The organism is Rhizobium sp. P1_C7 (genome assembly GCF_056406295.1).
The window spans coordinates 461,532-485,919 of the sequence record NZ_JBFUAL010000001.1 but is presented as its reverse complement, the minus strand read 5'-3'; the positions used below and the strand labels follow the sequence as shown (position 1 = coordinate 485,919).

Genomic DNA, 24,388 nt, shown 5'->3' with positions numbered 1-24,388 from the left:
TGCCGTTAAAATTTTAGCCGATTGAAGAGGCCCGCGCACGCGGGCGGACGGAATCGGGAAACATGCTTTCACACGAGCAGATCTGGGGAGCAATCGACCGGCTTGCCGAGCGTCATGCGCTGACGCCATCAGGTCTTGCCCGACGAGCGGGCCTTGACCCCACTTCGTTCAACAAATCCAAGCGGCTGTCGGCCGACGGGCGGCTTCGCTGGCCCTCGACGGAATCAATCGCCAAGGTGCTGGACGCAACCACGTCCACCATGGAAGAGTTCATGGCCTTCATGCGTCCTGCAAGCAGCTTCTCCACCCTCCCCGAGGGCGCCTTTCCGCCGCAGGGCAGTTCCATACCGTTGCTGGATTTTGCACAGGCAGGCGCAGGCGGCTTCTTCGACGACGGCGGGTTCCCGGCCGGACAAGGCTGGGACGTCGTGGAATTTCCGGCGGCGCCTTCCCAGAAGGCCGGCGTCTATGCACTCGAAGTGCAGGGCGAAAGCATGATGCCACTCTACCGCGATGGCGACGTTCTCATCGTCGAGCCCGGCGCTCAGGTCCGCCGCAACGACCGCGTCGTCGTCAAAACTTGCGAAGGCGAGGTCATGGCCAAGGTGCTTTTACGCCAGAGCCCGCGCACCATCGAGCTAATGTCGCTGAACCCGGAACACCCGAACCGAACCCTGGAGCTTTCCGACGTCGACTGGATCGCCCGTATCATCTGGGCAAGCCAATAGGAAAATCTTCCATGCGTCCTGCGGCACTTGTGACGGCTTTTGCAGGGATCACGATCGTTGTCGGCCTCATTGCTGCCGGCGGGCAACGACTTGGCGGCGCGATGAACGCAACCGAGTCTGCCGAATCGACGCCGGAGACTGGCAGCGCGAAGATCGCCACGGCCGCACGGCCCGCGGCGGATCCGGAGGCAAGCATGAATGCGCGGACGGTGGATGACGTCAGCCAGTTCTATCCTGCGGTGGTGGATGGCAAGCCCCTCGAGCGCGTCGCAGCGCCGGAGCCCGAGAAGCCGAAAGCAGAGGGCGAGAAGGGTATCGATCTTCCCCGCCCTGTCGCCGAGAGCGCCGGCATTCTTGCGTTCGGCGACAAACGTCTGCGGCTTGCCGGTATCAGCCCGACGCCGGCCGACAAGATCTGCACCGACGCGGATGGTGCGGAATGGCCGTGCGGCATGCTGGCCAAGACCAACTTTCGGCTTTTCCTGAGGCTGCGGACCGTCAACTGCGAGCTCGACAGCGCCGATTGGCAAGGCACCGTTTCCGCTTCCTGCAAGATCGGCACACAGGACGTGTCGCGATGGCTGGTCGAAAACGGTTGGGCCGAGGCAGCGGACGGGTCGGCTCTAGCTGACGCCGGCGCAAAGGCAAGGCAGGAAAAGAAGGGGCTGAACGGCGGCGACCCCCGCAAGGGCGCAGCGATCACGATTGAGGAGGACCCGCTGCAGACCGGCCCTCCCGATCCCTTGTAATACGCTCGGTCAATTCCTAAACTCTGGGCTCATCTGAGAGGAACCGTCGAGACATGAACAAGCCGCTTTCCGCCCACGACGCACTGATTTACGTGATGGTCATCGCATCCGCGGTCGACAGCACCATGAATGACCGCGAACTGGAGCGCATCGGCCAATTGATCAGCTTTCTGCCCGTCTTCCGCGATTTCGACGAAGACAAGCTGATCTCCGTTGCGCGCGATTGCGCTGCGCTCCTTTCCGGCCCCGAGGGGCTGGATGTCGTCTTGGAGACCGTGAAGGACACCTTGCCCCCGCGCCTCTACGATACGGCTTACGCGCTCGCGGTCGAGGTTGCTTCCGCCGACCTTTCGGTGAAGGCAGAGGAACTGCGTCTCCTCAGCCTGCTGCGTGACCGGCTCAGCCTCGACAAGCTGACCTGTGCTGCGATCGAGCGCAGCGCGATCGCCCGTTTCCGAAAGGGCTAGCGCACCTGCCCCGGCTGTTCGGACAACTGTATCTAGTAGAGACCATAGGGGAAATAGCGCAGGTAGATCTCCTGCAGGCGACCGTTGCGCGACAGCGCGGCGAGCGCGTGATCGAAGGCGGACCTAAGAACGTCGTCCTTCTGACGCAACATGATCGTCATGCCCTCGCCCAGGAAGTGCTCGGACATATAGGGACCGTCCAGAAGCGCACAGCATTTCGCCGAAGCCTGAGATGACACCCAGAAAGAAAGTTGCAGCGCGTCCGCAAAGGCCGCATCGACCTTGCCGTCCCTGAGCGCCGCGAGCAGCGCCTCCTTGCTGTCGAACGGCACGGCCTTCATATGCGGAAAATAGGCAGCAAGCATCGCCTCATGCGCCGTCGCCTTGACCACTCCCACCGGGCGGTCCGCAAGCCCTGCAGCACCGTCTCCCTTAAGCGGCGTCTTGAGATTGCGGGCGAAGCGTGCGGGCAGCATCAGATAGGGACGTGAAAAGGCAAACTGCCTGCGTAACTCCTCACCCACGGCGACGCCGGCAATCACCGCGTCTCCCTGTGAGGCGGCAAGCGCATCCTTGAGATCAACGAACGGCAGCGCTTGGATCTGGCACTTGTCGGCTATCTCCAGCTCGGCGCAGATTTCGCGGGCAAGATCGACGTTGAAGCCCGAGAGCTTTCCGTTCTGATCCATAAAATTGAATGGCGGAAAATCGACGGATGTCAGGAAGCGAAGACGCACCAGTGTCGATAGGTCCGGCTTGGCCAGCCGCTCCCTGGCGTCGAACAGCAGCGGCAAGGACGGCGCGGACTGCTGCGCCAGCAGCGGGAACGGCAATAGAAACAATGCAAGAAACGGCCAAAAGCGGCTAAACCCCTTGCGATTGAAGGATGCGCGTTTAAATTGCATCGGTATATCTGCCCTCGGGGTTAGCATGCGCTGCCATTAGAACGACGGTGTATCAGAGTCATGCGTATCGGGGAATATGCGCCGCGCGGGATCAGAAGACAGCTACCAGGCGCCACGCGAACAATCTGCCGAGTATTCCCTGTCGCCACGTGCGGCGGCTGCGACCGCGCGGACCGCCGGTGATTCTTAGCAGGCGAAGGTCACCGCTCTGGTCGCGCTCGGCATGGACAAGCCGACCATCTCGCAGGCCGCCCTTGCTGCCCGCCGCAACGGCACGACTATCGAGCGCGAACTCATTGCGAACGGTTGGGTCGATCCCGAGAGGTACTATTGCAGCCTGGCGCGAGTCCTTCGGCTTCCCTTCCTTCACGCCATCGACGCCGCACTCGCAAACGACGACAGGAAGCTCGACACTCAGCTCATCGACGCGCGCACTGAAACGCTGCACGGCGGCGAATTCGTCGTCATCTACGACACGGGATCGACCTCATCCGGATCAGCTACGCGCGGCCCAGGCAAAATTCGTCTCGAGCGCGCACGTGGTCTGCATTCAAGCACCATGGAATCGTGGATCAGCGCTGCCTTTGCAATATGCCGCGCTGTTGCGCATGCTGCTGCCGATGCTGGCGAAACACCGGCTGCCATAGCGCTGGGTGGCACGTCCAACCACTCCGTGTCGCCGAGTTCAAAGCCTGCAGCGGCTGGGATCCCTTACAATGTGACCGAGGACGCGGATCTCGGCATGCGGGTTTACCGGCTCAGATACCGGTGCGCAAATTTTTCCCGAGGACAAATGGCAGGTACCGAGGCCGTACCGGGTATGCATTAGGTCGGCATTAAGCAATATCGATTCTATTTGGCCTCGACGACGTCGGTCCCCTTCGCCGAATGCATGATGCGCGTGTCGAGCCTGTCAAGGCATCTTACCAATGCCTTAGACCGCGTCATTCCCGTCTCTCGAAAAGCAAGTGCGGCCGGCAGGCAACATGCCGGGCCGCAGATGGAAACAGCCATGTTGAAACACCTAAGAATCCGGACCAAGATCATATCCGTCGTGGCACTCCTCGGGGTGATCGCCATTAGTAGCCTCCTCTACATCGTTAATGAATTCCACGGCGCCGATGGTGCTTATAACGACTTCATCGACCGTGAAGCGCTCGCGGCGATGTTGTCGTCCCGAGCGAGCGCCTCCGCCACCGCCGCAGTTCTGCAAGCAACGGTGATCGCCGAGCTGACGCCCGATACGCCTGCCTTCGAAGCAGCCCTGTCTCAGCCGAGCAAGATGCCGCAAGCGCGAGAGCGACTGGAAAAGGCGGCCGAACTTGTTCCGAGCCGGAAGGCCGCCATATCGGAGATCATCGCCGGTATCGATGAAATGGACGCGCTGACCAGGAAAGTCTTGGACCTTGCCAAGGCCAAGGACGCTGCCGGCGTGCACAACGCGGTCGAAGACCTGAACACCAAGCTCTCCGTCGTCACAGCGAAGATGATCGCCAACAACGACACGTTGATGGACCTGCTCAACGATGGCGGCGATGCTCTTTCGGCCAAGGTCAATGCAAGGATCAATCTCTCTATCGCGCTGATCAGCATTGCCGTGCTCGGGTCGATCGGTCTCAGCATCTGGATAGCGCAGGCAGGCATTACCTCACCGCTGGCACGACTGCGCGAGCGCATGATGCACCTCGCCCAAGGCGAGACGGCAAGTGCGATCGACGGTCTGGACCGCCGCGACGAAATAGGCCAGATGGCCGGAACTGTCGCAGTCTTCCGCGACAACGCCATCGACCGTGTTCGGCTGGAAAGCGATGCGGAGAAAAACCGCAATCTTAGCGACAGCGAACGCCGGGAGCGCGAAGCGCAGCGCGCTACGGAAGCCGCCGACGTTTCGCGCACCGTCAGCGCACTCGGTGACGGCCTCCGCAGGCTGGCAGCGGGCGATCTTGTCTCGCAGATCAATACGCCATTTGTCGGTGAGCTCGACGCCTTGCGTCAGGACTTCAACAACTCCGTCTTCAAGCTCAATGAGACGATGCAGGCGGTTGGTTCCAACGCTCAAGCCATTACCGCCGGCGCAAGCGAGATCCGCTCTTGCGCCGACGAACTATCGAAGCGCACCGAGCAGCAGGCAGCCTCCGTCGAGGAGACGGCTGCCGCCCTGGAACAGATCACGACAACGGTCAAGGACGCCGCCAAGCGTGCGGAGGAAGCACGATCGCTGGTCGCAAGGACCCGTGCCGGCGCCGAGAAATCAGGCGAGGTGGTGCGCAAGGCCGTGAGTGCGATGCATCAGATCGAACAGTCTTCCGTCGAGATCGGCAACATCATCGGAGTGATCGACGACATCGCCTTCCAGACCAATCTTCTGGCTCTCAATGCCGGAGTCGAGGCCGCGCGCGCCGGCGAGGCCGGCAAGGGTTTTGCCGTCGTCGCTCAGGAAGTGCGCGAGCTCGCGCAGCGCTCGGCCAACGCAGCCAAGGAGATCAAGTCGCTGATCACCACCTCTGGAGGGCATGTGGAAGCCGGTGTTTCGCTGGTTGGCGAAACCGGAAACCAGCTCGACGCGATCGTCCAGGAAGTTCAGAAGATCAACCAGCACGTCCATGCGATCGCGGAGGCCGCGCGCGAACAATCGACGGGCCTGCAGGAGATCAATACAGCCGTCAACACGATGGATCAGGGAACGCAGAAGAATGCGGCCATGGTCGAGGAAAGCACTGCCGCAAGCCACAAGCTCGCGACAGAGGCCGCCGCCCTCAACAATCTGCTTGGTCAATTCAAGCTGACCGGGACCGGCGGCATGGCGTCCACCTCAGCACCGATGCAGACCGGCTCCGTGCAGGCAGTCTCGTCCCGATCCGTCGGGAAGCCTGTCGTCACGCGCAAGGCCCCGGTCCGGATTGCGACCCCTGGCGTATCGCGCGCCACCACTTCGCCCGCACGGGCACTTGGACAACAGCTTGCAAGTGCTTTCAGCGGAGGAAGCAACGCGTCTTCCAATGCAAACCAGGAGGCAGACTGGACCGAGTTCTGATTCGGCGGAAGGCCATTCACAACAACGAAATGGGCGGCTCAAGGCCGCCCATTTTCATATCGACATATGCCAATCCGATTTGCTTGAAAAAACGTCGCTTAGGCAAACCCCAGAGGAACTTCCTCGACTTTCCGGCCACGACCATAGTCACGCTCGTAGGAGGACCGGCTGTCATCGCGTTTGTACGCAGCGATCTCCATTTCAGGCATGTGATAGCCATCCGCATAGGTACCGGTATCTCTGGCGTCGCCGATGTCGCGTTTCGCAGTGAAAATTTTCAGGAGCATTGCGCTATTCCTCCTCGTGAGCCTGATAACGGTCGACATGCCGCCTCAGTTCCATGTACCGAAGAATAGTTAAAAATTAACCATATCTGTTAGCGGATCGTCAAGCAGGCGAAATGAAGTAAACGGCGAGCGGGGTGCGTTCGAGATTCGCCGCCATGCATCATTCTTGCGCGAAGATCGGCTGCGGATGTCAGTTCGCGGCCGGGACCGGGCAACTCATGTCGCCTTCCTCGCAGCAGGTAGACCTTGAGTGCCTTGGTGGGCAGTTGCGCCGGCCCATCCAGGCACATCGCATAGATCATCGGGCAAACGCCACCGTCTGCGGCGCAGTTCCCTCGAGGACCAGGGTAAACCGCGGCCCGTATCGCTCGATCAGCACATCTCGCGGCGAATTGCCGGCATCGGTGTAGCGGACGCACACCCGCGGTGCGCTCGCACCGACACGCGCGAACTCGCGCCTGATGGGCGCGACGGGCAGCGTGCAGTAAAGTCGAACAGGATCCAAGCTGATCGCGTAGGTCATTGCTGCCGGTCAAAATTGAAAAATAAGAGTCAACAAAGCTTGCAAGCAGGAAAAGATATACTCAAAAAGCACGAAGTACGAACAGGCGCCGTAAAACCACGGTTTGTTCCCCAGTTCGAAACTCTATATAAGTTATTGAAAAGATTTCTGGAGCGGGTGAAGGGAATCGAACCCTCGTATTCAGCTTGGGAAGCTGCTGCTCTACCATTGAGCTACACCCGCGTCAGAGCGAGATTTCCAACAGAAGGGGCCCGATGTCAAGCGGCGCGGCTCGCTGTCATAAGCGGAAGTGTTTCGAGAGCTTCAAGCCCTGTGCCTGATAGTTCGATCCCAGGCCGGAGCCGTATAGGCTCGATGGATGCTCCTGCATGTGTTCGTAGACGAGACGGCCGACGATCTGGCCATCCTCGAGGATGAAGGGCACTTCGTGGCTGCGCACTTCGAGAACGGCGCGGCTGCCGCGGCCGCCGGCCGGCGCGTGGCCGAAGCCGGGGTCGAAGAAGCCGGCGTAGTGAACGCGGAACTCGCCGACCAGCGGATCGAAAGGCGTCATTTCGGCAGCGTAGTGGGGGGGTACGTGCACAGCTTCGCGCGAGACGAGGATATAGAACTCATCCGGATCGAGGATGAGTTCGTTGCGCCCGCGGCTGAAAAGCGGCTCCCAGAAATCGTAGATATCGTGCTGCGCCTTTTTGTCGACATCGACGACGGCCGTGTGATGCTTGCCGCGGTAGCCGATCAGGCCGTCCTTGTCGCCTGCGAGGTCTATCGATAGCGCAATGGCCCCACCCGACACGTTCGGCACTTTGCTCGCGACAAGCGTTTCGGCATCGTGCAGCGCCAGCAATTCAGGTTCGCCCAGCAGAGCATGGCCGACGCGGAAGCGGATCTGCGACAGGCGCGAACCACGACGAACGACGATCGGGAAGGTGCGCGGGCTGATCTCGAGATAGAGCGGCCCCGAATAGCCGGCGGGAATCTTGTCGAACTCCTGCGCGTAGTCGGTGATGACGCGGGTGAAGATATCGAGGCGGCCGGTCGAACTCTTGGGGTTTGCGGAGGCCGACATGTCGGCGGGCAGATCCAGTTTCTCCATCAGCGGCACGATGTAGACGCAGCCTGTCTCCAGCACCGCACCTTCACTGAGATCGACGACGTGAAGGCTCAGGCGGTCCAGTTTGTCGGAAACGAGGTGCGACGGTCCCGGCATGAAGCTCGCACGAACGCGAAACGCCTTGGCGCCAAGCCGCAGATCCAGGCTCGCCGGCTGGATCTGATCCTGATCCATCTCGCGCTCGGCGATGAGACGCCCCGTATCAAACAGCGCTGATATCGCGCGGTCTGCCAAAATTCCTGTTTCGCGAGCCATCTTGCCACATCCATATTTTGCCGCAGAGAAAACCAAACTCGAGGAATTGACGCAAGCACGGAACGGCAGTATTGCAGCTTTATCCCGTGGTGATTTGGCCGGTCGGCTTGCAGCCACGTTAAACAAGTGGCTAAATAGACCGGGGTTAAACCGGTCTGCATTCGCGGCCGGTTTTTTTGTGTTTGAAAGTGGTGATGGCATGAGCAAGACCTGGCGCCCGGCAACCCAACTCGTCCACGGCGGAACGATCCGCTCGCAATACGGCGAAACCTCCGAGGCAATCTACCTAACCCAAGGTTTCGTCTACGATACTGCGGAAGCCGCCGAAGCGCGCTTCAAGGGCGAGACCGAGGGCTACATCTATGCCCGCTATGGAAGCCCCACCAACGACATGTTCGAAAAGCGCATGTGCGCGATGGAAGGCGCCGAGGAAGCCCGCGCCACGGCCTCGGGGATGGCCGCCGTCGCTGCGGCTATTCTTTGCCAGGTGAGGGCCGGCGACCATATCGTCGCCGCCCGCGCCCTGTTCGGCTCCTGCCGCTGGGTGGTGGAGACGCTGGCGCCGAGGTACGGCATCGAATTCACGCTGGTCGACGGACGTTCCCTGGAAAACTGGGAAAAGGCGATCCGCCCCAATACCAAGGTGTTCTTCCTGGAAAGCCCGACCAACCCGACGCTCGAAGTGGTCGATATCGCGGGCGTCGCCAAGCTCGCCAACCAGATCGGCGCCACTGTTGTCGTCGATAACGTGTTTGCGACGCCGATCTTCCAGAAGCCGCTGGAACTGGGTGCCCATATCGTTGTCTACTCCGCCACGAAGCACATCGACGGTCAGGGACGCAGCCTCGGCGGCGTGATCCTTTCCGACAGGGAATGGGTGACGGAGCATCTGCAGGACTATTACCGCCATACCGGCCCGGCAATGTCGCCGTTTACGGCATGGACTCTGCTGAAGGGCCTCGAGACGTTGCCGCTGCGCGTCAAGCAGCAGACAGAGAATGCCGCCAGGATCGCGGATTTCCTTGCCGACCAGAAGCAGGTCGCCAAGGTCATCTATCCTGGCCGCAAGGACCATCCGCAGGCCGATATTGTCGCCAAGCAGATGAAGGGGGGCTCGACGCTTGTTGCCATCGAGCTGAAGGGCGGCAAGGAAGCAGCCTTTGCGCTGCAGAATGCGCTTGAGATCGTCAGGATCTCCAACAATCTCGGCGACGCCAAGAGCCTGATCACGCATCCGGCGACGACGACGCACAAGAACCTAACGGACGAAGCGCGCGCCGAACTCGGCATTTCGCCGGGCACCGTTCGTCTCTCCGCCGGCATCGAGGACACCGACGATCTGATCGAGGATTTTGCCCAGGCACTTACCAGGGTCCAGGCGTAAAAAAGCGCTGAGGCTGATCGGATCGCATTTGATCCGACCAGCCTCAATAAGCGGCAGCACCACCGCCACTCGCGCCAGACTGGCAAGGAATTACCCTTAACACGCGAAAAGGTCGCCATTACGGGCATTTAACGGACGATGGCCACCGGGTTTATTGACGTGCCGAGCCTCTTATAAGATACCAGTAACGTATTTTGACTAAGGTGTAGGCATGTACCGCGCCCTGACACGAGACATTGAAGTTATCGTCGAGCCCTTTTACCTGGAGGAGCAATCCGACCCGGAGGATGATCGCTATGTCTGGGGCTACCGGATCGTCATCAGCAACAATTCCGATCTCACCGTCCGTCTTGTGAACCGTTACTGGAACATTACCGACCAGAATGGCGTGGTGGACGAGGTGACGGGTGCCGGGGTGGTCGGCGAGCAGCCGCGGCTGGAACCGGGCGATACCTACGAATACTCTTCCGGCTGCCCTCTCGATACGCCATCAGGCCTGATGTTCGGCCACTACCAGATGGAGACCGCCGAAGGCGAGTTCTTCGATGTCGAGATACCCGCCTTCTCCCTGGACTCGCCCGGACTGCTCAGAGTGCTTAACTGATCATTCTGCCGCCTGGGTCAGTTCTTCGACCTCGAAACGATAGGTCGTGGAGCAGAATTCGCAGGTGACGGCCACCTGTCCCTCCTCCTGGCTTGCGTCAATTTCCTCGGCCGAAAAGCCCCTGAGGACGCCCTTGATCTTCTCCCGCGAACAGGAACAGCGATCAAAGACCGCGCGAGGCTCGTAGACGCGCACGCCACGTTCATGAAACAGCCGGAAGAGCAGGCGCTCGGTGCCGACCAACGGATCAGTCAACTCGTCTGCATCGATCGTCTCGACGAGCGAACGCGCCTCGGCCCAAGCGTCGTCATCGGTGTGATGGTTCGCACTCGTATCGCCATCTCCACCGTGAAGATCGGGCTGGCGCATGCGCTCCGGCGCCTCAGGCAGGAACTGAGCGATCAGGCCCCCTGCCCGCCAGCGGTGGCGCGGCTTGCCCGTTTCGTCCCGGTCAAACAGCTCGGCCGCGGCCAGGCGGACGCGCGTCGGGATCTGTTCCGACTGGCGGAAGTAGGTGCCGGCGATGTCTTCGAGGGTCGCGCCGTCGAGCGCAACGATGCCCTGATACGGCTGGCTGTACTTGCCCTGATCGATGGTGAAGGCGAGCATGCCCTTGCCGAGCAGCTGTTCCGGCTCGGTCTCACCGGCGGCGACAGCCTTGTCCAGCAAGGCCTGATCGAAGCGTGCGTAGGCACGCACATTCTCCGGCGTCGCGAAATCGGCGACGAGCAGGTCGACGGGGCCATCGCCCTTGGTCTGAACGGTGAATTTGCCTTCGAATTTCAGCGACGTCCCGAGCAGAACCGTGAGCGCTATGACCTCGGCCAGCAGCCGGGCGACCGGGGCGGGATAGCTGTGGCGCTCGAGGATTGCATCGAGCATCGGGCCGAGCTGCACGGCGCGCCCACGCACGTCGAGACCTTCGACCTGAAAGGGAACGACATGATCGTCGCCGGCGAAATCGAACTCGCCGAGGGCGGCTGCTGCTTCTGCCATGGTCTTCTCCTAGTCGTCAGAGCGGCAGACAGGTGGTCCATCCGCTCGCGCGGCCACAGGCCCTTCCGGCCAAATGTGGCGTCCATTATGGTTCAGATCGCGCCCAGGCACCAAGCAAGAATCGACTTCTGCGCATGAAGACGGTTTTCCGCTTCATCGAAGACCACGGATTGCGGGCCGTCGATCACCTCGTCCGTTACTTCCTCACCACGATGGGCAGGCAGGCAATGCATGAACAATGCATCCTTGCCGGCCTGTGCCATCAAAGCCGAATTGACCTGATAAGGCTGGAAGACGTTGTGACCCCGGGCCCGATGCTCCTGATTCATGGAGACCCAGGTATCGGTCACCACGCAATCGACGCCGGCGACCGCACGATCGGCATCATGACCAAGCATGATTTCGGCGCCCTCATTGCGGGCCCAGTTCAGATAGTGATCCTTTGGCTCGGAACCAAGAGGCACCGCCATGTTCATGCGATAACCGAAACGGGCAGCCCCTTCGATCAGCGAATGCAGCACGTTGTTACCATCGCCCGTCCAGGCAACCGTCTTGCCCTTGATAGGGCCACGATGCTCCTCGAAGGTCATGATATCGGCCATGATCTGGCACGGATGGGTGTCGTCCGTCAGCGCATTGATCACAGGAACGGTTGCGTGCTCGGCAAGCTCCAGCAGCCGCGAATGCTCGGTGGTGCGGATCATGATCGCATCGACATAGCGCGACAGGACCTTGGCCGTGTCGCCGATCGTCTCGGCGCGTCCGAGCTGCATTTCCGTGCCCGACAGGAACAGCGTCTCGCCGCCGAGCTGACGCATGCCGACATCGAAGGAAACACGCGTGCGGGTCGAGGGCTTTTCGAAGATCATCGCCAGCATCTTGCCGGCGAGCGGCTTGTCGCCCTGACCGGCCTTGAATGCCTGCTTGCGTGAAATGGCGTCGTTCATGATGACTCTGAGGTCGGATGCCGTGACTGCAGAGAGATCGAGGAAGTGTTTGGGGGAAGCCATGTGTCTTTACCTATCAAGCCCGCCGTCCGGCTGGGCACCTTAATCCGTTCAAGCCGTCTTCTTGATCTTGGAAGCGCGCACGCTCTCGGCGGCGCGCTCAAGTCGGACGAGCCCTTCGCGGGCTTCGTCCGCGGTGACGACGAGAGGCGGGAGCAGGCGGATGACATTGTCGCCCGCCGGGATCGCCAGAAGATGAGCGGCACGAATCGCCTGCAGCAACTCCGTCGATGGCACGGCTGCCTTGACGCCGAGCAGAAGGCCTTCGCCGCGCACATCCTCGATCACATCGGGAAAGCGGTCCTTGAGCGACGCCAGACCCTGGCGGAAAACGAGGGAAACGTCATTCACGTGCTGGAGGAAGCCGTCTTCGAGAACGACGTCGAGCACGGCATTTCCGACAGCCATGGCGAGCGGGTTGCCGCCATAAGTCGAACCGTGAGTGCCGGCCTTCATGCCCGAGGCTGCCTCGGCCGTGGCAAGGCAGGCGCCGAGAGGGAAGCCGCCGCCGATACCCTTGGCAACCGCCATGATGTCAGGCGCAATGCCGGACCACTCGTGGGCAAACAGCTTGCCGGTGCGGCCGACGCCGGTCTGGACCTCGTCGAGGACGAGCAGCAGGCCGTTCTCGTCGCAGAGCTGGCGCAACGCCCTCATGAACTCGTTGGTCGCCGGACGGACACCGCCCTCGCCCTGAACGGGCTCGATAAGGATAGCCGCCGTTTCGTTGGTGATGGCCGCACGAACGGCTTCGACATCGCCGAACGGAACCTGATCGAAGCCAGGCGCCTTGGGACCGAAGCCTTCGAGATACTTTTCCTGTCCGCCGGCGGCGATCGTCGCCAGCGTGCGGCCGTGGAACGCGCCTTCGAAGGTGATGATATGGAACCGCTCGGGATGACCCTTCGAATATTGGTAGCGGCGCGCGGTCTTGATCGCGCATTCGAGCGCTTCGGCGCCAGAGTTTGTGAAGAACACCTTTTCCGCGAAGGTTGCACTGGTCAAACGCTTGGCCAGCGTTTCCTGGCCGGCGATCTCATAGATATTGGAGAGGTGCCAGACCTTGTCGGCCTGTTCCTTCAGAGCGCCGACGACATGCGGGTGGCCATGGCCGACGGAGGTCACGGCGACGCCCGCACCGAAATCGAGATATCGTTCGCCAGTTTCGGTAATCAGCCACACGCCCTCTCCTCGCTCGAACCGCAACGGGGCACGAGAGTAGGTATCATAAAGCGGCGCGGCTTCAGCCATGGCGCGATCTCCTGTCATTGGCAAACGAGCAACCGGACTCCGGCTAAGAAGCGGGTCCGAAAAATTAAAAATGCCGCCTTTCGGCGGCGAGCAGCACTATTTACTTTTCGCACTGCGATGTCAACAAAACTGAGCTTTTACTGCATGCGTCAAGCTGCCATTCGGGTCACCCTGACCTATCAACAGCTAATGTTGCAGAAATGACTCTCACGCCCAGCAAGTTGGGGAAAACTTGAGATTCGATTCTTCGGGATTCAACCGACTCTTGTCACGGAGTCGGCCTCACACTAGGTTAAAACTCAATTACTAGACTGCATGCGGCGGAACTAGTCACCAACATCGAGCAAGCGTTTGTTGCTTCGGATGCGTCCGAGGCAGCGGTGAAGGATTCTGCCTACACCAACGCAATTAAGGCGGAGACAGGGGCATGAACTGGACAGACGAGCGCGTTGAAAAACTGAAAAAGCTTTGGGCCGAAGGCCTTAGCGCCAGCCAGATCGCAGCACAGCTTGGCGGAGTCAGCCGCAATGCTGTAATCGGCAAGGTCCATCGGCTGTGCCTGCCGGGCCGCGCCAAGGCTGGCGGCACTGCGGCAACCGCGAGAACACCCAAGCGCGCCACATCGGCGCCGCGCGCTCCGAACTACGCATCCCGGATCGCCACCCGCACCGTCACTCGCCAGCAGGGCGCGACGTTGCTGAAGGAAGACATCGAAATCGATGCGATCGAGGAGGTGAGCTACCGTCCTTCTTCAAATGTCGTCCTGCCGATCTCGCGGCGCCTCGGCCTGACGGAACTGACCGAGCGCACCTGCAAGTGGCCGGTCGGCGATCCACTGAAGGACGATTTCCACTTCTGCGGCTGCGAGTCCCCGGACTCCTCGCCCTACTGCACCTACCACCAGCGCATGGCCTACCAACCGGTCAACGAGCGCCGCAGGGCAGCCAACCGCGTCGCCTGATCCGGAAGCCGGATAAACAAACAGAAACGGGCCTTCGCGGGCCCGTTTTTCGTTTGTTGTGGCACTGAAACAGCTCAGACTTCCATGGAGTACCCGGCACCGCGAACGGTGCGGATGACATCCTGCATATTGGAGAAGTTCAACGCCTTGCGCAGGCGGCCGACGTGGACATCGACGGTGCGTTCGTCCACGTAGATGTCATGGCCCCAGACGCCGTCCAGAAGCTGCGAACGCGAGAAAACGCGACCAGGCGAAGCCATCAGGAATTCCAGAAGGCGGAACTCGGTCGGGCCCAGGCGGACTTCGCGGCTCTTACGATGGACACGGTGCGTTTCGCGGTCGAGTTCGATATCGCCGCATTTCAGCAGAGACGACAGAACCTCGGGCTTTGCGCGGCGCAGCATCGCCTTGACGCGAGCAACGAGCTCCGGTGTCGAGAACGGCTTGACGACGTAATCGTCGGCGCCGGTCGAGAGGCCGCGAACGCGCTCATTCTCCTCGCCGCGGGCCGTCAGCATGATAATCGGCAGACGTTCGGTTTCCGGCCGCTGACGCAGCCGCCGGCAAAGCTCGATGCCAGAAACGCCGGGCAGCATCCAATCGAGGATCAGAAGATCGGGCGTTCGCTCCTGAAGCCTGATCTCGGCCTCATCTCCGCGCAGAATGGTATCGACCTCGAAGCCTTCGGCCTCGAGGTTATAGCGAAGAAGCACGCTGAGCGCCTCTTCGTCTTCAACAACTGCAACTCTTGGGATCATTCGTTTCGGTCTCCTGGGGATGCGGTTCCGGAACGGTTATTCCGTGACAGCACCAACGGTGTTGGCGGTGTCGTCCTTCGGACGTTCGCCTTCCGGCTGGGCGCCGGTCGCCATGTAGTAGATGGTTTCGGCAATGTTGGTGGCGTGGTCGCCGATGCGCTCGATGTTCTTGGCGCAGAAAAGGAGATGCGTGCAGCTGGTGATGTTGCGCGGATCTTCCATCATGTAGGTCAGCATCTCGCGGAAGAGCGAGGTGTACATCGCGTCGATTTCCTCGTCGCGCTCGCGGATCGATTTCGCCTTGTCGGCGGCGCGGCTGGTGTAGACGTCGAGCACTTCCTTGAGCTGGACGAGCGCCAGTTCGGAGAGGTGTTCGAGGCCACGGGCAAGCTTGCGCGGAACGCCGCTGCTCTGAACGGCAATGACGCGCTTGGCCGTGTTCTTTCCAAGATCGCCAACGCGCTCCAGGTCGGCCGCGATACGGATCGAGCCCATGATCTCGCGAAGGTCGGCAGCCATCGGCTGGCGACGGGCGATAGTGATGATCGCCTTGTCCCCGATCTCACGCTCCGCGTGATCGAGGATCACGTCGTCGGAGATGACTTTCTGTGCAAGCGACGTATCGCCGTTGACCAGCGCGCGGACGGCGTCCGACACCATCTGCTCGGCGAGGCCGCCCATTTCCGAAATACGGCGGGACAGGAATTTCAGGTCGTCGTCATAGGCGGAGTAGATATGTGTCGATGCCATAGGGCTTATCCTTGAATGTCCTGAGGGTTTCCGACGCCGGCGATCAACCGAAGCGGCCCATGATATAATCCTGGGTGCGCGGGTCGTCCGGGTTGGTGAACATCTTGTCGGTATCGTTTTCCTCAACGAGGTTGCCGAGGTGGAACATGGCGGTGCGCTGCGAAACGCGGGCCGCCTGCTGCATCGAGTGCGTGACGATGACGATCGTGTAGCTCTCGCGCAGTTCGTGGATGAGTTCCTCGACCTTTGCGGTTGCGATCGGGTCCAGCGCCGAGCAGGGCTCGTCCATCAGAATGACCTCCGGGCTGACTGCGATAGCGCGGGCGATGCACAGACGCTGCTGCTGGCCACCGGACAGGCCGGTTCCCGATTCATGCACGCGGTCCTTCACCTCGTTCCAGAGGCCGGCGCGCTGGAGGCTCTGTTCGACGATCTGGTCCATGTCGGACTTGGCCTTGGCGAGACCGTGAATGCGCGGGCCGTAGGCGACATTTTCGTAGATCGTCTTCGGGAACGGGTTTGGCTTCTGGAACACCATGCCGACGCGGGCGCGCAGTTCGACGACGTCGATATCCGGATCGTAGATATCGTCGCCGTCGAGTGTGATCTTGCCGGTGACGCGGCAATTGTCGATCGTGTCGTTCATGCGGTTCAGGCTGCGCAGGAAGGTGGACTTGCCGCAGCCGGACGGGCCGATGAGAGCCGTCACGGTGTTTTCGCGGATGTTCAGCTTGACGTCGAAAAGCGCGCGCTTGTCGCCGTAGTAAACCGAGACGTCCTGGCCGATCATCTTATACGGAATGGTATTCATCTTCTGATCAAGCGCCTTCTCAACTGCTGCTTCCGTCAACATGTTCATGATGTTTACTCCGTTTACCAGCGGCGCTCAAAGCGACGACGCAAGAGGATGGCTCCAAAGTTCATGACGATCAGGAACAGGAGCAGGACGATGATGGCGCCTGAAGTGCGCTCGGTGAAGGCGCGCTCGGCTTCGTTGGCCCACATGTAGACCTGCACCGGCAGAGCCGTGGAAGGGTCGAGCGGGGTGGTCGGAGCATTGGCCACAAAGGCGACCATCCCAATGAGGAGCAGCGGCGCGGTTTCGCCGAGCGCGTGCGCCAGACCGATGATGGTGCCGGTCAGGATACCGGGCATGGCAAGCGGCAGGACGTGGTGGAACACCATCTGCATCTTCGAGGCACCGAGTCCGAGGGCTGCGGCCCGGATGGACGGCGGTACGGCCCGAAGCGCTGCGCGGGTTGCGATGATGATCGTCGGCAGCGTCATCAGGGTCAACACCAGACCGCCGACCAGCGATGCCGAACGCGGCAGGCCTGCGAAGTTGATGAAGACCGCAAGACCGAGGAGACCGTAGACTATCGATGGAACGGCGGCGAGGTTGTTGATGTTGACCTCGATCAGGTCCGTGAGTTTGTTCTTCGGCGCGAACTCTTCGAGGTAGATCGAAGCGGCAACGCCGATCGGCAGCGCGAGGACGAGAACGATCAGCATCAGGTAGAGCGAGCCGATGAGCGCGACGCCGAGGCCGGCGGCCTCAGGACGGCTGGAGTTGCCATTGACGAAGAGACCCGTGTTGAATTCCTTGTGCAGGGCGCCGCTGGATGCGAGCTGGTTCATCCAGCCAACCTGCCGGTCGTTTACCTTGCGGTTCTTCTCGTCGACCTTGAGATCGATCTGGCCCTTGTTGGCAGAGTCGATGTTGGCGTCGGCGAGCAGGGTGACGTCGACAGTCTTGCCGATGAGCGACGGGTCGGCGACGACCATGTCGCGCAGCACGACCGGAGCGCCCTTGGATATCATTGCCGTTGCGTCGCGCACTTCGGGACGGCTGGCGGCGTTGACACCCAGCATCTTGATCATCGCGTCGCGGATCAGAACCGGGTAGTTGGCGGCAACCAGCACCGACGGATCGGTGGCGCGCTTGTTGTTCGGATCGAGCGTCTTCTCGCTGAACTCGATCGGCAGCGTGATCGCCGTCTGCTGGAAGGCGGTGTAGCCTTTGCCGACGATGGTGGTCAGAAGGATCGCAAGGAAAATCAGGCCGAAGGAAATGGCAGCGATGCCATAGGCCTGGAACCGGCGTTCCGCGGCGTAGCGGCGCTTGATGCCAATATCGCGGCGGGCCGGGGCCTTGGAAACGACCACGCCCTGAACCGGAGAAACAATATTCGTCATTCGTACTGCTCCCGGTATTTGCGCACGATGTAGAGCGCGTAGATGTTGAGGCAAAGCGTGATGAAGAACAGCGTGATGCCGAGCGCGAAAGCCACAAGCGTCTGCGGTGAAGTGAACTCGAGGTCGCCTGTCAGCTGGTTGACGATCTTGACCGTCACCGTTGTCATCGGCTCGAACGGGTTGATCTGGATACGCGCTGCGACACCGGCAGCGAGCACGACGATCATTGTCTCGCCGATGGCGCGCGATGCGGTCATCAGCAGCGCGCCGACGATGCCGGGGAGCGCCGCCGGCAGGACGACCTTCTTGATTGTCTCGGAACGCGTGGCGCCCAGGCCAAGCGAACCGTCGCGGAGCGCGCCGGGCACGGCTGTTATAATGTCGTCCGAGAGAGAGGAGACGTACGGGATCAGCATGATGCCCATGACGATGCCTGCAGTCAGAACGCTCTGCGCCTGAATGAAGTTGGTATAATCGCCGGTCAGAAGACCATTCACCTGGGACGACAGATCACGCAGGAAGGGACCGACGGTGATCAGCGCGAAGAAGCCGTAAACGATGGTCGGGATCCCGGCCAGCACCTCAAGAAGCGGCTTGGCAACCGAGCGAACCTTCGGGGCGGCATACTCCGCCATGTAGATCGCCGCGAACAGGCCGACCGGAACGGCGACCAACATGGCCACGAAGCCGATGTAGAGCGTGCCGAGAAGCAGAGGAATCAGGCCGAATTGACCGAAAGAGGAGCTACCTGCGCCGGCAAAGCGCGGATCCCAGACGGTGCCGAAGAAGAAGTCGGCGGCTGGAACCGCGGCGAAGAAGTGCGCCGCCTCCGACAGCATCGACAGAACGATGCCGATGGTTGTCAGGATTGCGATCGAGGATGCCAGCACGAGACCCCAGAGCATGACGCGCTCCACGCTATTGCGGGCCCGAAAGCGGGGCGCGACCTTGCGAAGCGCATAGAAACCGCCGGCAACGGCCAGGACGAGAACAACCGCCGTGATGACGGCACGGCTTGCACCGCTCTCGACATTCAGCTTCTGGGCGGCTTCGATCATATAGGGCTTGGGTTCGCCCGCGAGCGGAACACCGTTTGCAGCCAGCTTCGCCTGAAGACCGGCCGGATCGCTTACACCGGCCCCAATATCTTCCTGGGTGAGCAGAGGCAGGCCGCGCGCAATCGCGCTGACCATGCCGAAGCTTAGGTTCTGCTGGGCGGCGGACTGCGCCTTGACGTCATCCGGGAACCCGCCACGGACGGACGATTCGATAATGGAGGGGCTGATGGCCAACCAGGCACAGAGCACGATCAGGCCCGGCAGGATCGCCCAAATGGCGGCATGGGCACCGTAGTAGCCCGGCCGAGAATGCAGCGCCGAGGACTTGCCCCCGGCAAGCGCAGTCGCGCGGCTGCGTGCTGCCAGGAAGGCAACGGCGCCGAGCACCACGAGGCACAAGAGTATGACGGATGTACTCATTCGTTAAGGTCCCCAGGCCCTTGGCCCCAAAAAAGCGTTCACGGCAGGCAGGCCGATCTGGCTTCCGATCATGGAGAATTCGAACTTTGCTGCTTCAATGGCGCAGACAAAGACAATGCCGGCGCGACTTTGGGGTCGCGCCGGCAAAGTTCATTACATGGTCTTGCCGTCTTCGACCGACTTGCGGATCGCTTCGCGCTCTGCATCGGGAGCGGCAACGAGACCGTATTCGACGAGCGGGCTGTCAGGGCCGATCATCTGCTCGGAAACGAAGAAGTTGACGTATTCCTTCAGACCGGGGATGACGCCGAGGTGTGCCTTCTTCACGTAGAAGAACAGCGGGCGGGAAACCGGGTATGTGCCGTCCGAGATCGTTTCGGTCGACGGAACGATGCCGTTGACGGTTGCAACCTTCAGCTTGTCGGCATTGTTTTCGTAAAAGGACAGGCCGAATACGCCGACACCCGTCTTGTTGGCAGCGATGCGTGCCAGCGTTTCCGGATAGTCGCCGTCGATGTCCACAGCAGCGCCGTCCTTGCGGACTGCAACGCAAGCCTTGTTCTGAGCGGCCGCCTCGGTGATCGAAGCCTTGATGACGTCGAGCGCGCCCGAAGCCTTGCAGCCTGCTGCGAGAACGTTCACTTCGAAGACTTCGCGGGTGCCGTGCTTTTCGCCCGGGATATAGGCAGCGATGTCAACAGCGGGAAGCTTCGGATTGACTTCGGACCACTTCTTGTAAGGGTTGGCGACGAGCTTGCCGTCGACGACGACTTGAGCGGCCAGAGCCTTGTAGATGTCAGCCGGAACGTAGGCGACGTCGGGGTTGGAAGAGTCGGTTGCGAAGACGATGCCATCATAGCCGATCTTCACTTCCTGGATGTCCGTCACGCCGGCTGCCTTGCAGGCGTCCAGTTCCTTGGCATTGATCGGGCGCGACGCGTTTGCGACGTCGATGGTGTCAGGGCCGACGCCCTTGCAGAATTCCTTGAGGCCGGCACCGGTGCCGCCGGATTCGACGACCGGCGTCTTGAAGTCCTTGAAGGTTTCGCCGAACGTTTCAGCAACGATCTTGGCGTAAGGCAGAACCGTGGAAGACCCACTGACCTGGACCTGGTCGCGAGCAAATGCCGCGCCTGCGAAAGCGGCGGAAGCAGCAAGTGCGGCGACCGTAAGTTTAAAAGCGTTCATATCAAATCTCCCGGGCATATAGCGGTCTGAGTGTGGCCTTGGGCGGCCCCTTGCGGTGCCGTCTTCTTCAGCGGCACGCTCTCTTTAGCCCCCGATGCCTAGAGGTTTTATGTCAGTTTGATGAAACATTTGTGACGGATCATATGATTGAATTTATTATATAAATTTTCAACCGGCGACCGCCGTATTACGCTTTTATGTCAGAACCGCACGGTAAAGCTCGTTCCCTTGCCCACTTCGGACTTAACGATCAGCCGTGCGCGGTGGCGCGTCAGGATGTGCTTGACGATGGCAAGGCCAAGGCCGGTGCCTTTCTTCGAGCGGCTGTCTTCGATATTCACGCGATAGAAACGTTCCGTCAGGCGAGGCACATGCTCGGCCGGAATGCCTGGACCCTGGTCAACAACCGTGACCTCCACGGGCTCCCCTTGACCTGCCTTCAGGAAAACATCGACGGCCTTTCCTTCCTGACCGTACTTGCAGGCGTTTTCCATCAGATTTTCAAAGACCTGAACGAGCTCGTCCCGGTCGCCAAGTACCTCCGCTTTTCCCTCCGGAACATGCAGCCCGATTTCGACGCCGACATCCCTGGCCAACGGCAGCAGCGAATCCCTGACATGACCCAGCAACGGGACGAGATCCACCTTCTCGTCCGGCGCAATGTGCGACTTCAATTCCAGCCGTGACAGCGACAGCAGATCGTCAACCAGCCGGCTCATGCGCGTCGTCTGGTCGAACATGATCCCGAGGAAACGGTCCTGCGCCTTCAGATCGTTCTTTGCCGGTCCCTGGATGGTCTCGATGAAACCGCGCAGGGAGGCTAGCGGCGTGCGCAGCTCGTGGCTGGCATTGGCGACGAAATCCGAGCGCATGCGGTCGATCCGACGGACTTCGGAAATGTCGCGGAAAGATAGTACGAACAGATGCTCGCCCGCACTGTCGTCGTGCCTGAGCTCAACCGGGGAGCTACGGACGATATAGACGCGCTCCGACGGCAAGCGCTCCGAATGTTCGATCTGGTTCGGCGCGTTGGTCGCGATGGTTTCGCCGACCATGTCGAGAATACCCGGCGAGCGTAGCCGAGCTGAGATATGCGCGCCGAGCACGACCTCGCCGAACGCCTTTTCGGCCGCACGGTTCTGAAACAGTACCGACGCGTCGCCCGAAAGCACCATGACCGGGACGTCGAGGGCCGACAGCGTGGCGGAAACCTCAGGCAGGAGACTTCGGCTGACAGGCGCCTGGGTCTCAACGGCCGGTGGTACCGGCGGCGTTCCAGAGGCCGGCGTGGAATACCAGAGAACGGCCACAGCCATAACCAGCAGCAGCCCAAATGCGCCCCACGCGTTCATCCCCGCGCTGATCGCGATCAGCGCAATCGCCAGTGCTGCGAAGAGAACGAAGCTCTCCTGACGGATGCGTGCCATCAGGCTGCGTGTCCATGGCGTTTCCTCTTCCAAGTGCCCCTCGCGACGTCGATTCGTACTTCTCTGGCTTCAAACTTTGCCTGATAGCCCCTATTCATGACAGAAGTTTTCGGCTGCTGCAGCGATCGAATAAATCGCGGAGATAAGCACAGGATTTCAGCCCAACGGCAAGACGTTTGATTTTCAAAAGAAAATGTGGTCGCCTGCTCGCGACAGGATCCGAGGAGGGTACCCATGGCCGACGATGTCGAAAGCAGAGCAGTTGAACTGGATATCCGCGGCAAGAGGCGTGTCTTCGATGTCGACGATCCCGTCCTGCCTGATTGGGTCGACGAGGACGCGCTGCAATCCGGAGGCTTTCCCTACAACAAGAAGCTGAAAGAAGAGGAATACATCGAGGACCTTGAGAAACTGCAGGTGGAGTTGGTCAAGGTGCAATTCTGGCTGCAGGCTACCGGCAAGCGGGTGATGGCGCTCTTCGAAGGGCGCGATGCTGCTGGCAAGGGCGGCGCGATTTCCGCTTCCTCCGCCCACATGAACCCTCGTCTCGCGCGCGTCGTCGCCCTCACCAAACCGACCGACCGTGAGGCCGGACAATGGTATTTCCAGCGCTACGTCGCCCAGTTTCCAACAGCGGGCGAATTTGTTCTATTCGACCGTTCCTGGTACAACCGGGCGGGTGTCGAGCCTGTCATGGGCTTCTGTACTCCGAAGCAATACGAGGATTTTCTGGCGCAGGCCCCGCAGGTCGAGAAGGTGATCGCACACGAAGGCATCTTCTTCTTCAAGTTCTATCTCGATATCGGACGGGAAATGCAGCTGAAGCGCTTCCACGACCGGCGGCACGACCCGCTGAAAGTCTGGAAGCTGTCATCGATGGACATCGCGGCGCTGACGAAATGGGGCGACTACAGCGAAAAGCGCGACCGCATGCTGAAAGAGACGCATACGGAGTTCGCACCCTGGACGGTCATCCATGCCAACGACAAGCGCCGCGCCCGGCTGAACCTGATCCGTCACCTGCTGAAGACAATAGACTACGACGGCAAGGACAAGGACGCCATCGGCAAGCTGGACGACAAGATCATCGGCTCGGGACCGGGTTACCTGAAATAGCCTATTGCCCCGGCAGAATACGCACGGCGTAGAGGTTGACGCCTCTCGCCTTGCCATCCAGATCGCTGTTGATCAACAGGGTGCCTGAGGAGCTCGGCGACAGCGTTTGGTCGAAACGCACCTGCAGGAGCACGTCCGATTTCTCGCGCGTCACCGTGAATCGATGGCGCGCACAATCGCCGAGCGACTGGAAATCGCACTCGACGGCAATCTGCGTCGGCTCGTCCGAGGTCGATTGCAGCGTGATCGCGATGGTGGAAGACTTTCCGGCAAGCTGCTGCAGCACGTCGGCGGGAATGCTGATGCCCACATTGCCGTCGCGGTCGCCGGTTTGCGAAATCAGGCGGACGGCCGGGCCGTCACTCTCGGCGACATTTTCCGTTCTCGATTGCGCACCTTTCATGATCTTGTTCGCGTCGGAGGGCGCGAACACCTCGATCCAGGCAGCCGAGAACGAATTTTGAGGGTCGATCGTCACCGGCGTCTGGCCGTTGCCCGAAGCTGCCGTCTGGCCATTCTCGTCGGCGCCGTCGAAATCTTCCGGAGCCGTGCTCGCCGGCGGATTGGCAACGCTTGTGTCTCGCTCGGCAGCCGTCATCAGCAGCCCGGAGGTATGCGCCCACCATGCGCCCATGCCGATGAAGGCAAGCAGCACGCACCAGACGAGAAGCCGAGAGAAGAACTTCCGCGGCCTGCGCCGAGCGGCGGCCCGTTCAGGCCGGAAATCCATATTGGCCGGTCTCTTGTCAGCCCCGACGGTTCCGCTGGATTCCGGTGCGCCCAGATGGTCGGCGCTGCCCGCATGCACGGCGGCAAGGCTGGATTCATCGTCGAAGCGTGGATCGGGGCCGGCAGGGGCGCGCGTCTCGCCGCCGATCGTCGGGCTGTCCGCATCCTCGCGAACGCGGTGCGCGGCCGGCGGCGGAATTTCGACCACGGGCGGCACCGAAACTTCCGGCGGTCCCTGGCGGGGATGCAGGCGTTCCCTTTCCTCAGCCTCGATCATATGGATCGTCATCTCCAGCCTGTGGCGATGATGCTTGACGGCTTCCGCGTCGATGATGTCCTGCTTGCGCAAGCCGGTTTCCAGCGCCTGGCGCGCCGACTGATAGATCTTGGCTCGGACTTCGGGATTGTCGCGATCGGCATTGCTGAGCGCCGTTCTGATAGCAGTTTCTAATCCGCTCACGTCCGGTCCTTCGTTCTGAGA

Annotated in this window: 24 protein-coding genes, 1 tRNA gene and 1 riboswitch; of the genes, 9 read left to right on the top strand and 16 right to left on the bottom strand. The window is 60.9% G+C overall.

Translation table 11 applies throughout. From position 1 onward, the window contains the following. The first annotated feature begins 62 nt into the window (after nt 1-62). From AC1D2R_RS02440 to AC1D2R_RS02430, 3 genes are read left to right on the top strand one after another with little or no spacing between them, the layout of a single operon-like run. Nucleotides 63-728: a S24 family peptidase gene (locus tag AC1D2R_RS02440; RefSeq protein WP_477964384.1), complete on the top strand. Its 666-nt coding sequence runs from the start codon at nt 63-65 to the stop codon at nt 726-728. An 11-nt stretch (nt 729-739) separates the two neighbouring features. Next, the gene (locus AC1D2R_RS02435) at nt 740-1,477 is read left to right on the top strand and encodes a thermonuclease family protein (RefSeq protein WP_477964382.1); all 738 of its coding nucleotides are present in this window, start codon (nt 740-742) and stop codon (nt 1,475-1,477) included. 53 nt (nt 1,478-1,530) lie between these two features. Then, nucleotides 1,531-1,944 carry a tellurite resistance TerB family protein gene (locus tag AC1D2R_RS02430; protein ID WP_477964380.1) on the top strand — a complete coding sequence of 138 codons (414 nt, stop codon included), beginning with the start codon at nt 1,531-1,533 and terminating at the stop codon, nt 1,942-1,944. A 32-nt stretch (nt 1,945-1,976) separates the two neighbouring features. Here the strand turns inward: AC1D2R_RS02430 and AC1D2R_RS02425 are convergent, their stop codons facing one another. Then, nucleotides 1,977-2,849 carry a transporter substrate-binding domain-containing protein gene (locus AC1D2R_RS02425; protein ID WP_477964378.1) on the bottom strand — a complete coding sequence of 291 codons (873 nt, stop codon included), beginning with the start codon at nt 2,847-2,849 and terminating at the stop codon, nt 1,977-1,979. Nucleotides 2,850-3,072: 223 nt separating this feature from the next. On the opposite strand from AC1D2R_RS02425, the gene AC1D2R_RS02420 reads away from it, so the two are divergent. Next, nucleotides 3,073-3,678 (top strand): hypothetical protein, encoded by a 606-nt coding sequence (locus AC1D2R_RS02420; protein ID WP_477964376.1) that lies wholly within the window; start codon nt 3,073-3,075, stop codon nt 3,676-3,678. Between the two features lie 183 nt (nt 3,679-3,861). Further along, on the top strand, nt 3,862-5,883 hold the full coding sequence (locus AC1D2R_RS02415) for a methyl-accepting chemotaxis protein (RefSeq protein ID WP_477964374.1): 2,022 nt from the start codon (nt 3,862-3,864) through the stop codon (nt 5,881-5,883). 98 nt (nt 5,884-5,981) lie between these two features. Here the strand turns inward: AC1D2R_RS02415 and AC1D2R_RS02410 are convergent, their stop codons facing one another. From AC1D2R_RS02410 to AC1D2R_RS02395, 4 genes are all read right to left on the bottom strand, one after another. Further along, entirely contained in the window at nt 5,982-6,170 is a 189-nt protein-coding gene (locus AC1D2R_RS02410) for a hypothetical protein (protein WP_477964372.1), read from the bottom strand. A gap of 298 nt (nt 6,171-6,468) precedes the next feature. Next, nucleotides 6,469-6,693, bottom strand: coding sequence for a hypothetical protein (locus tag AC1D2R_RS02405; RefSeq protein ID WP_477964370.1), 225 nt, complete (start codon nt 6,691-6,693; stop codon nt 6,469-6,471). Between the two features lie 148 nt (nt 6,694-6,841). Further along, nucleotides 6,842-6,915: transfer RNA gene (locus tag AC1D2R_RS02400), tRNA-Gly, on the bottom strand. Between the two features lie 55 nt (nt 6,916-6,970). After that, nucleotides 6,971-8,062, bottom strand: a complete 1,092-nt coding sequence (locus AC1D2R_RS02395) for a 2'-deoxycytidine 5'-triphosphate deaminase (RefSeq protein WP_477964368.1) — start codon at nt 8,060-8,062, stop codon at nt 6,971-6,973. A gap of 76 nt (nt 8,063-8,138) precedes the next feature. Next, a riboswitch (SAM riboswitch) is annotated at nt 8,139-8,217 on the top strand. A gap of 44 nt (nt 8,218-8,261) precedes the next feature. Between AC1D2R_RS02395 and AC1D2R_RS02390 the strand changes: the two genes are divergently transcribed. Further along, nucleotides 8,262-9,446 carry an O-succinylhomoserine sulfhydrylase gene (locus tag AC1D2R_RS02390; protein WP_477964366.1) on the top strand — a complete coding sequence of 395 codons (1,185 nt, stop codon included), beginning with the start codon at nt 8,262-8,264 and terminating at the stop codon, nt 9,444-9,446. A 211-nt stretch (nt 9,447-9,657) separates the two neighbouring features. Next, complete coding sequence (gene apaG, locus AC1D2R_RS02385; protein WP_037060708.1) at nt 9,658-10,050, top strand: Co2+/Mg2+ efflux protein ApaG; 393 nt, start codon at nt 9,658-9,660, stop codon at nt 10,048-10,050. Here apaG and AC1D2R_RS02380 read toward each other — a convergent pair whose 3' ends face one another. The 3 genes from AC1D2R_RS02380 to AC1D2R_RS02370 form a co-directional block, all read right to left on the bottom strand. Then, on the bottom strand, nt 10,051-11,046 hold the full coding sequence (locus AC1D2R_RS02380) for an Hsp33 family molecular chaperone (RefSeq protein ID WP_477964363.1): 996 nt from the start codon (nt 11,044-11,046) through the stop codon (nt 10,051-10,053). A gap of 92 nt (nt 11,047-11,138) precedes the next feature. Then, nucleotides 11,139-12,056: an ornithine carbamoyltransferase gene (gene argF, locus AC1D2R_RS02375; RefSeq protein WP_477964361.1), complete on the bottom strand. Its 918-nt coding sequence runs from the start codon at nt 12,054-12,056 to the stop codon at nt 11,139-11,141. A gap of 48 nt (nt 12,057-12,104) precedes the next feature. Next, nucleotides 12,105-13,304, bottom strand: coding sequence for an acetylornithine transaminase (locus AC1D2R_RS02370; protein WP_477964359.1), 1,200 nt, complete (start codon nt 13,302-13,304; stop codon nt 12,105-12,107). A 427-nt stretch (nt 13,305-13,731) separates the two neighbouring features. Here AC1D2R_RS02370 and AC1D2R_RS02365 point away from each other — a divergent pair, with 427 nt between their 5' ends. After that, nucleotides 13,732-14,265: a GcrA family cell cycle regulator gene (locus AC1D2R_RS02365; protein WP_477964357.1), complete on the top strand. Its 534-nt coding sequence runs from the start codon at nt 13,732-13,734 to the stop codon at nt 14,263-14,265. A 74-nt stretch (nt 14,266-14,339) separates the two neighbouring features. On the opposite strand, the gene phoB is transcribed toward AC1D2R_RS02365, so the two are convergent. From phoB to phoR, 7 genes are all read right to left on the bottom strand, one after another. After that, nucleotides 14,340-15,023, bottom strand: a complete 684-nt coding sequence (gene phoB / locus AC1D2R_RS02360; protein ID WP_477964355.1) for a phosphate regulon transcriptional regulator PhoB — start codon at nt 15,021-15,023, stop codon at nt 14,340-14,342. A 36-nt stretch (nt 15,024-15,059) separates the two neighbouring features. Next, entirely contained in the window at nt 15,060-15,773 is a 714-nt protein-coding gene (gene phoU, locus AC1D2R_RS02355; RefSeq protein ID WP_057466335.1) for a phosphate signaling complex protein PhoU, read from the bottom strand. A 43-nt stretch (nt 15,774-15,816) separates the two neighbouring features. Continuing rightward, on the bottom strand, nt 15,817-16,632 hold the full coding sequence (gene pstB / locus AC1D2R_RS02350) for a phosphate ABC transporter ATP-binding protein PstB (RefSeq protein ID WP_037060696.1): 816 nt from the start codon (nt 16,630-16,632) through the stop codon (nt 15,817-15,819). Between the two features lie 14 nt (nt 16,633-16,646). Next, entirely contained in the window at nt 16,647-17,969 is a 1,323-nt protein-coding gene (gene pstA, locus AC1D2R_RS02345) for a phosphate ABC transporter permease PstA (RefSeq protein WP_477964353.1), read from the bottom strand. Continuing rightward, nucleotides 17,966-19,447: a phosphate ABC transporter permease subunit PstC gene (gene pstC / locus AC1D2R_RS02340; protein WP_477964351.1), complete on the bottom strand. Its 1,482-nt coding sequence runs from the start codon at nt 19,445-19,447 to the stop codon at nt 17,966-17,968. The genes pstA and pstC overlap by 4 nt, the downstream gene beginning before the upstream one ends. 153 nt (nt 19,448-19,600) lie before the next feature. Beyond that, complete coding sequence (locus AC1D2R_RS02335; RefSeq protein ID WP_477964349.1) at nt 19,601-20,635, bottom strand: substrate-binding domain-containing protein; 1,035 nt, start codon at nt 20,633-20,635, stop codon at nt 19,601-19,603. Nucleotides 20,636-20,835: 200 nt separating this feature from the next. Further along, a complete protein-coding gene (gene phoR / locus AC1D2R_RS02330; RefSeq protein ID WP_477964347.1) occupies nt 20,836-22,062 on the bottom strand; it encodes a phosphate regulon sensor histidine kinase PhoR in 1,227 nt (408 codons plus the stop codon). Between the two features lie 234 nt (nt 22,063-22,296). Between phoR and ppk2 the strand changes: the two genes are divergently transcribed. Next, nucleotides 22,297-23,178, top strand: a complete 882-nt coding sequence (ppk2, locus tag AC1D2R_RS02325) for a polyphosphate kinase 2 (RefSeq protein ID WP_477964345.1) — start codon at nt 22,297-22,299, stop codon at nt 23,176-23,178. Nucleotide 23,179: 1 nt separating this feature from the next. Here ppk2 and AC1D2R_RS02320 read toward each other — a convergent pair whose 3' ends face one another. After that, nucleotides 23,180-24,367, bottom strand: coding sequence for a hypothetical protein (locus tag AC1D2R_RS02320; RefSeq protein WP_477964343.1), 1,188 nt, complete (start codon nt 24,365-24,367; stop codon nt 23,180-23,182). Nucleotides 24,368-24,388 lie beyond the last annotated feature (21 nt).

Bases quoted from the DNA above. Each gene is read 5' to 3' on its own strand.
- AC1D2R_RS02440 (WP_477964384.1), top strand. From the start codon at position 63: ATGCTTTCACACGAGCAGATCTGGGGAGCAATCGACCGGCTTGCCGAG.
- AC1D2R_RS02435 (WP_477964382.1), top strand. From the start codon at position 740: ATGCGTCCTGCGGCACTTGTGACGGCTTTTGCAGGGATCACGATCGTT.
- AC1D2R_RS02430 (WP_477964380.1), top strand. From the start codon at position 1,531: ATGAACAAGCCGCTTTCCGCCCACGACGCACTGATTTACGTGATGGTC.
- AC1D2R_RS02425 (WP_477964378.1), bottom strand. From the start codon at position 2,849: ATGCAATTTAAACGCGCATCCTTCAATCGCAAGGGGTTTAGCCGCTTT.
- AC1D2R_RS02420 (WP_477964376.1), top strand. From the start codon at position 3,073: ATGGACAAGCCGACCATCTCGCAGGCCGCCCTTGCTGCCCGCCGCAAC.
- AC1D2R_RS02415 (WP_477964374.1), top strand. From the start codon at position 3,862: ATGTTGAAACACCTAAGAATCCGGACCAAGATCATATCCGTCGTGGCA.
- AC1D2R_RS02410 (WP_477964372.1), bottom strand. From the start codon at position 6,170: ATGCTCCTGAAAATTTTCACTGCGAAACGCGACATCGGCGACGCCAGA.
- AC1D2R_RS02405 (WP_477964370.1), bottom strand. From the start codon at position 6,693: ATGACCTACGCGATCAGCTTGGATCCTGTTCGACTTTACTGCACGCTG.
- AC1D2R_RS02395 (WP_477964368.1), bottom strand. From the start codon at position 8,062: ATGGCTCGCGAAACAGGAATTTTGGCAGACCGCGCGATATCAGCGCTG.
- AC1D2R_RS02390 (WP_477964366.1), top strand. From the start codon at position 8,262: ATGAGCAAGACCTGGCGCCCGGCAACCCAACTCGTCCACGGCGGAACG.
- apaG (WP_037060708.1), top strand. From the start codon at position 9,658: ATGTACCGCGCCCTGACACGAGACATTGAAGTTATCGTCGAGCCCTTT.
- AC1D2R_RS02380 (WP_477964363.1), bottom strand. From the start codon at position 11,046: ATGGCAGAAGCAGCAGCCGCCCTCGGCGAGTTCGATTTCGCCGGCGAC.
- argF (WP_477964361.1), bottom strand. From the start codon at position 12,056: ATGGCTTCCCCCAAACACTTCCTCGATCTCTCTGCAGTCACGGCATCC.
- AC1D2R_RS02370 (WP_477964359.1), bottom strand. From the start codon at position 13,304: ATGGCTGAAGCCGCGCCGCTTTATGATACCTACTCTCGTGCCCCGTTG.
- AC1D2R_RS02365 (WP_477964357.1), top strand. From the start codon at position 13,732: ATGAACTGGACAGACGAGCGCGTTGAAAAACTGAAAAAGCTTTGGGCC.
- phoB (WP_477964355.1), bottom strand. From the start codon at position 15,023: ATGATCCCAAGAGTTGCAGTTGTTGAAGACGAAGAGGCGCTCAGCGTG.
- phoU (WP_057466335.1), bottom strand. From the start codon at position 15,773: ATGGCATCGACACATATCTACTCCGCCTATGACGACGACCTGAAATTC.
- pstB (WP_037060696.1), bottom strand. From the start codon at position 16,632: ATGAACATGTTGACGGAAGCAGCAGTTGAGAAGGCGCTTGATCAGAAG.
- pstA (WP_477964353.1), bottom strand. From the start codon at position 17,969: ATGACGAATATTGTTTCTCCGGTTCAGGGCGTGGTCGTTTCCAAGGCC.
- pstC (WP_477964351.1), bottom strand. From the start codon at position 19,447: ATGAGTACATCCGTCATACTCTTGTGCCTCGTGGTGCTCGGCGCCGTT.
- AC1D2R_RS02335 (WP_477964349.1), bottom strand. From the start codon at position 20,635: ATGAACGCTTTTAAACTTACGGTCGCCGCACTTGCTGCTTCCGCCGCT.
- phoR (WP_477964347.1), bottom strand. From the start codon at position 22,062: ATGGCACGCATCCGTCAGGAGAGCTTCGTTCTCTTCGCAGCACTGGCG.
- ppk2 (WP_477964345.1), top strand. From the start codon at position 22,297: ATGGCCGACGATGTCGAAAGCAGAGCAGTTGAACTGGATATCCGCGGC.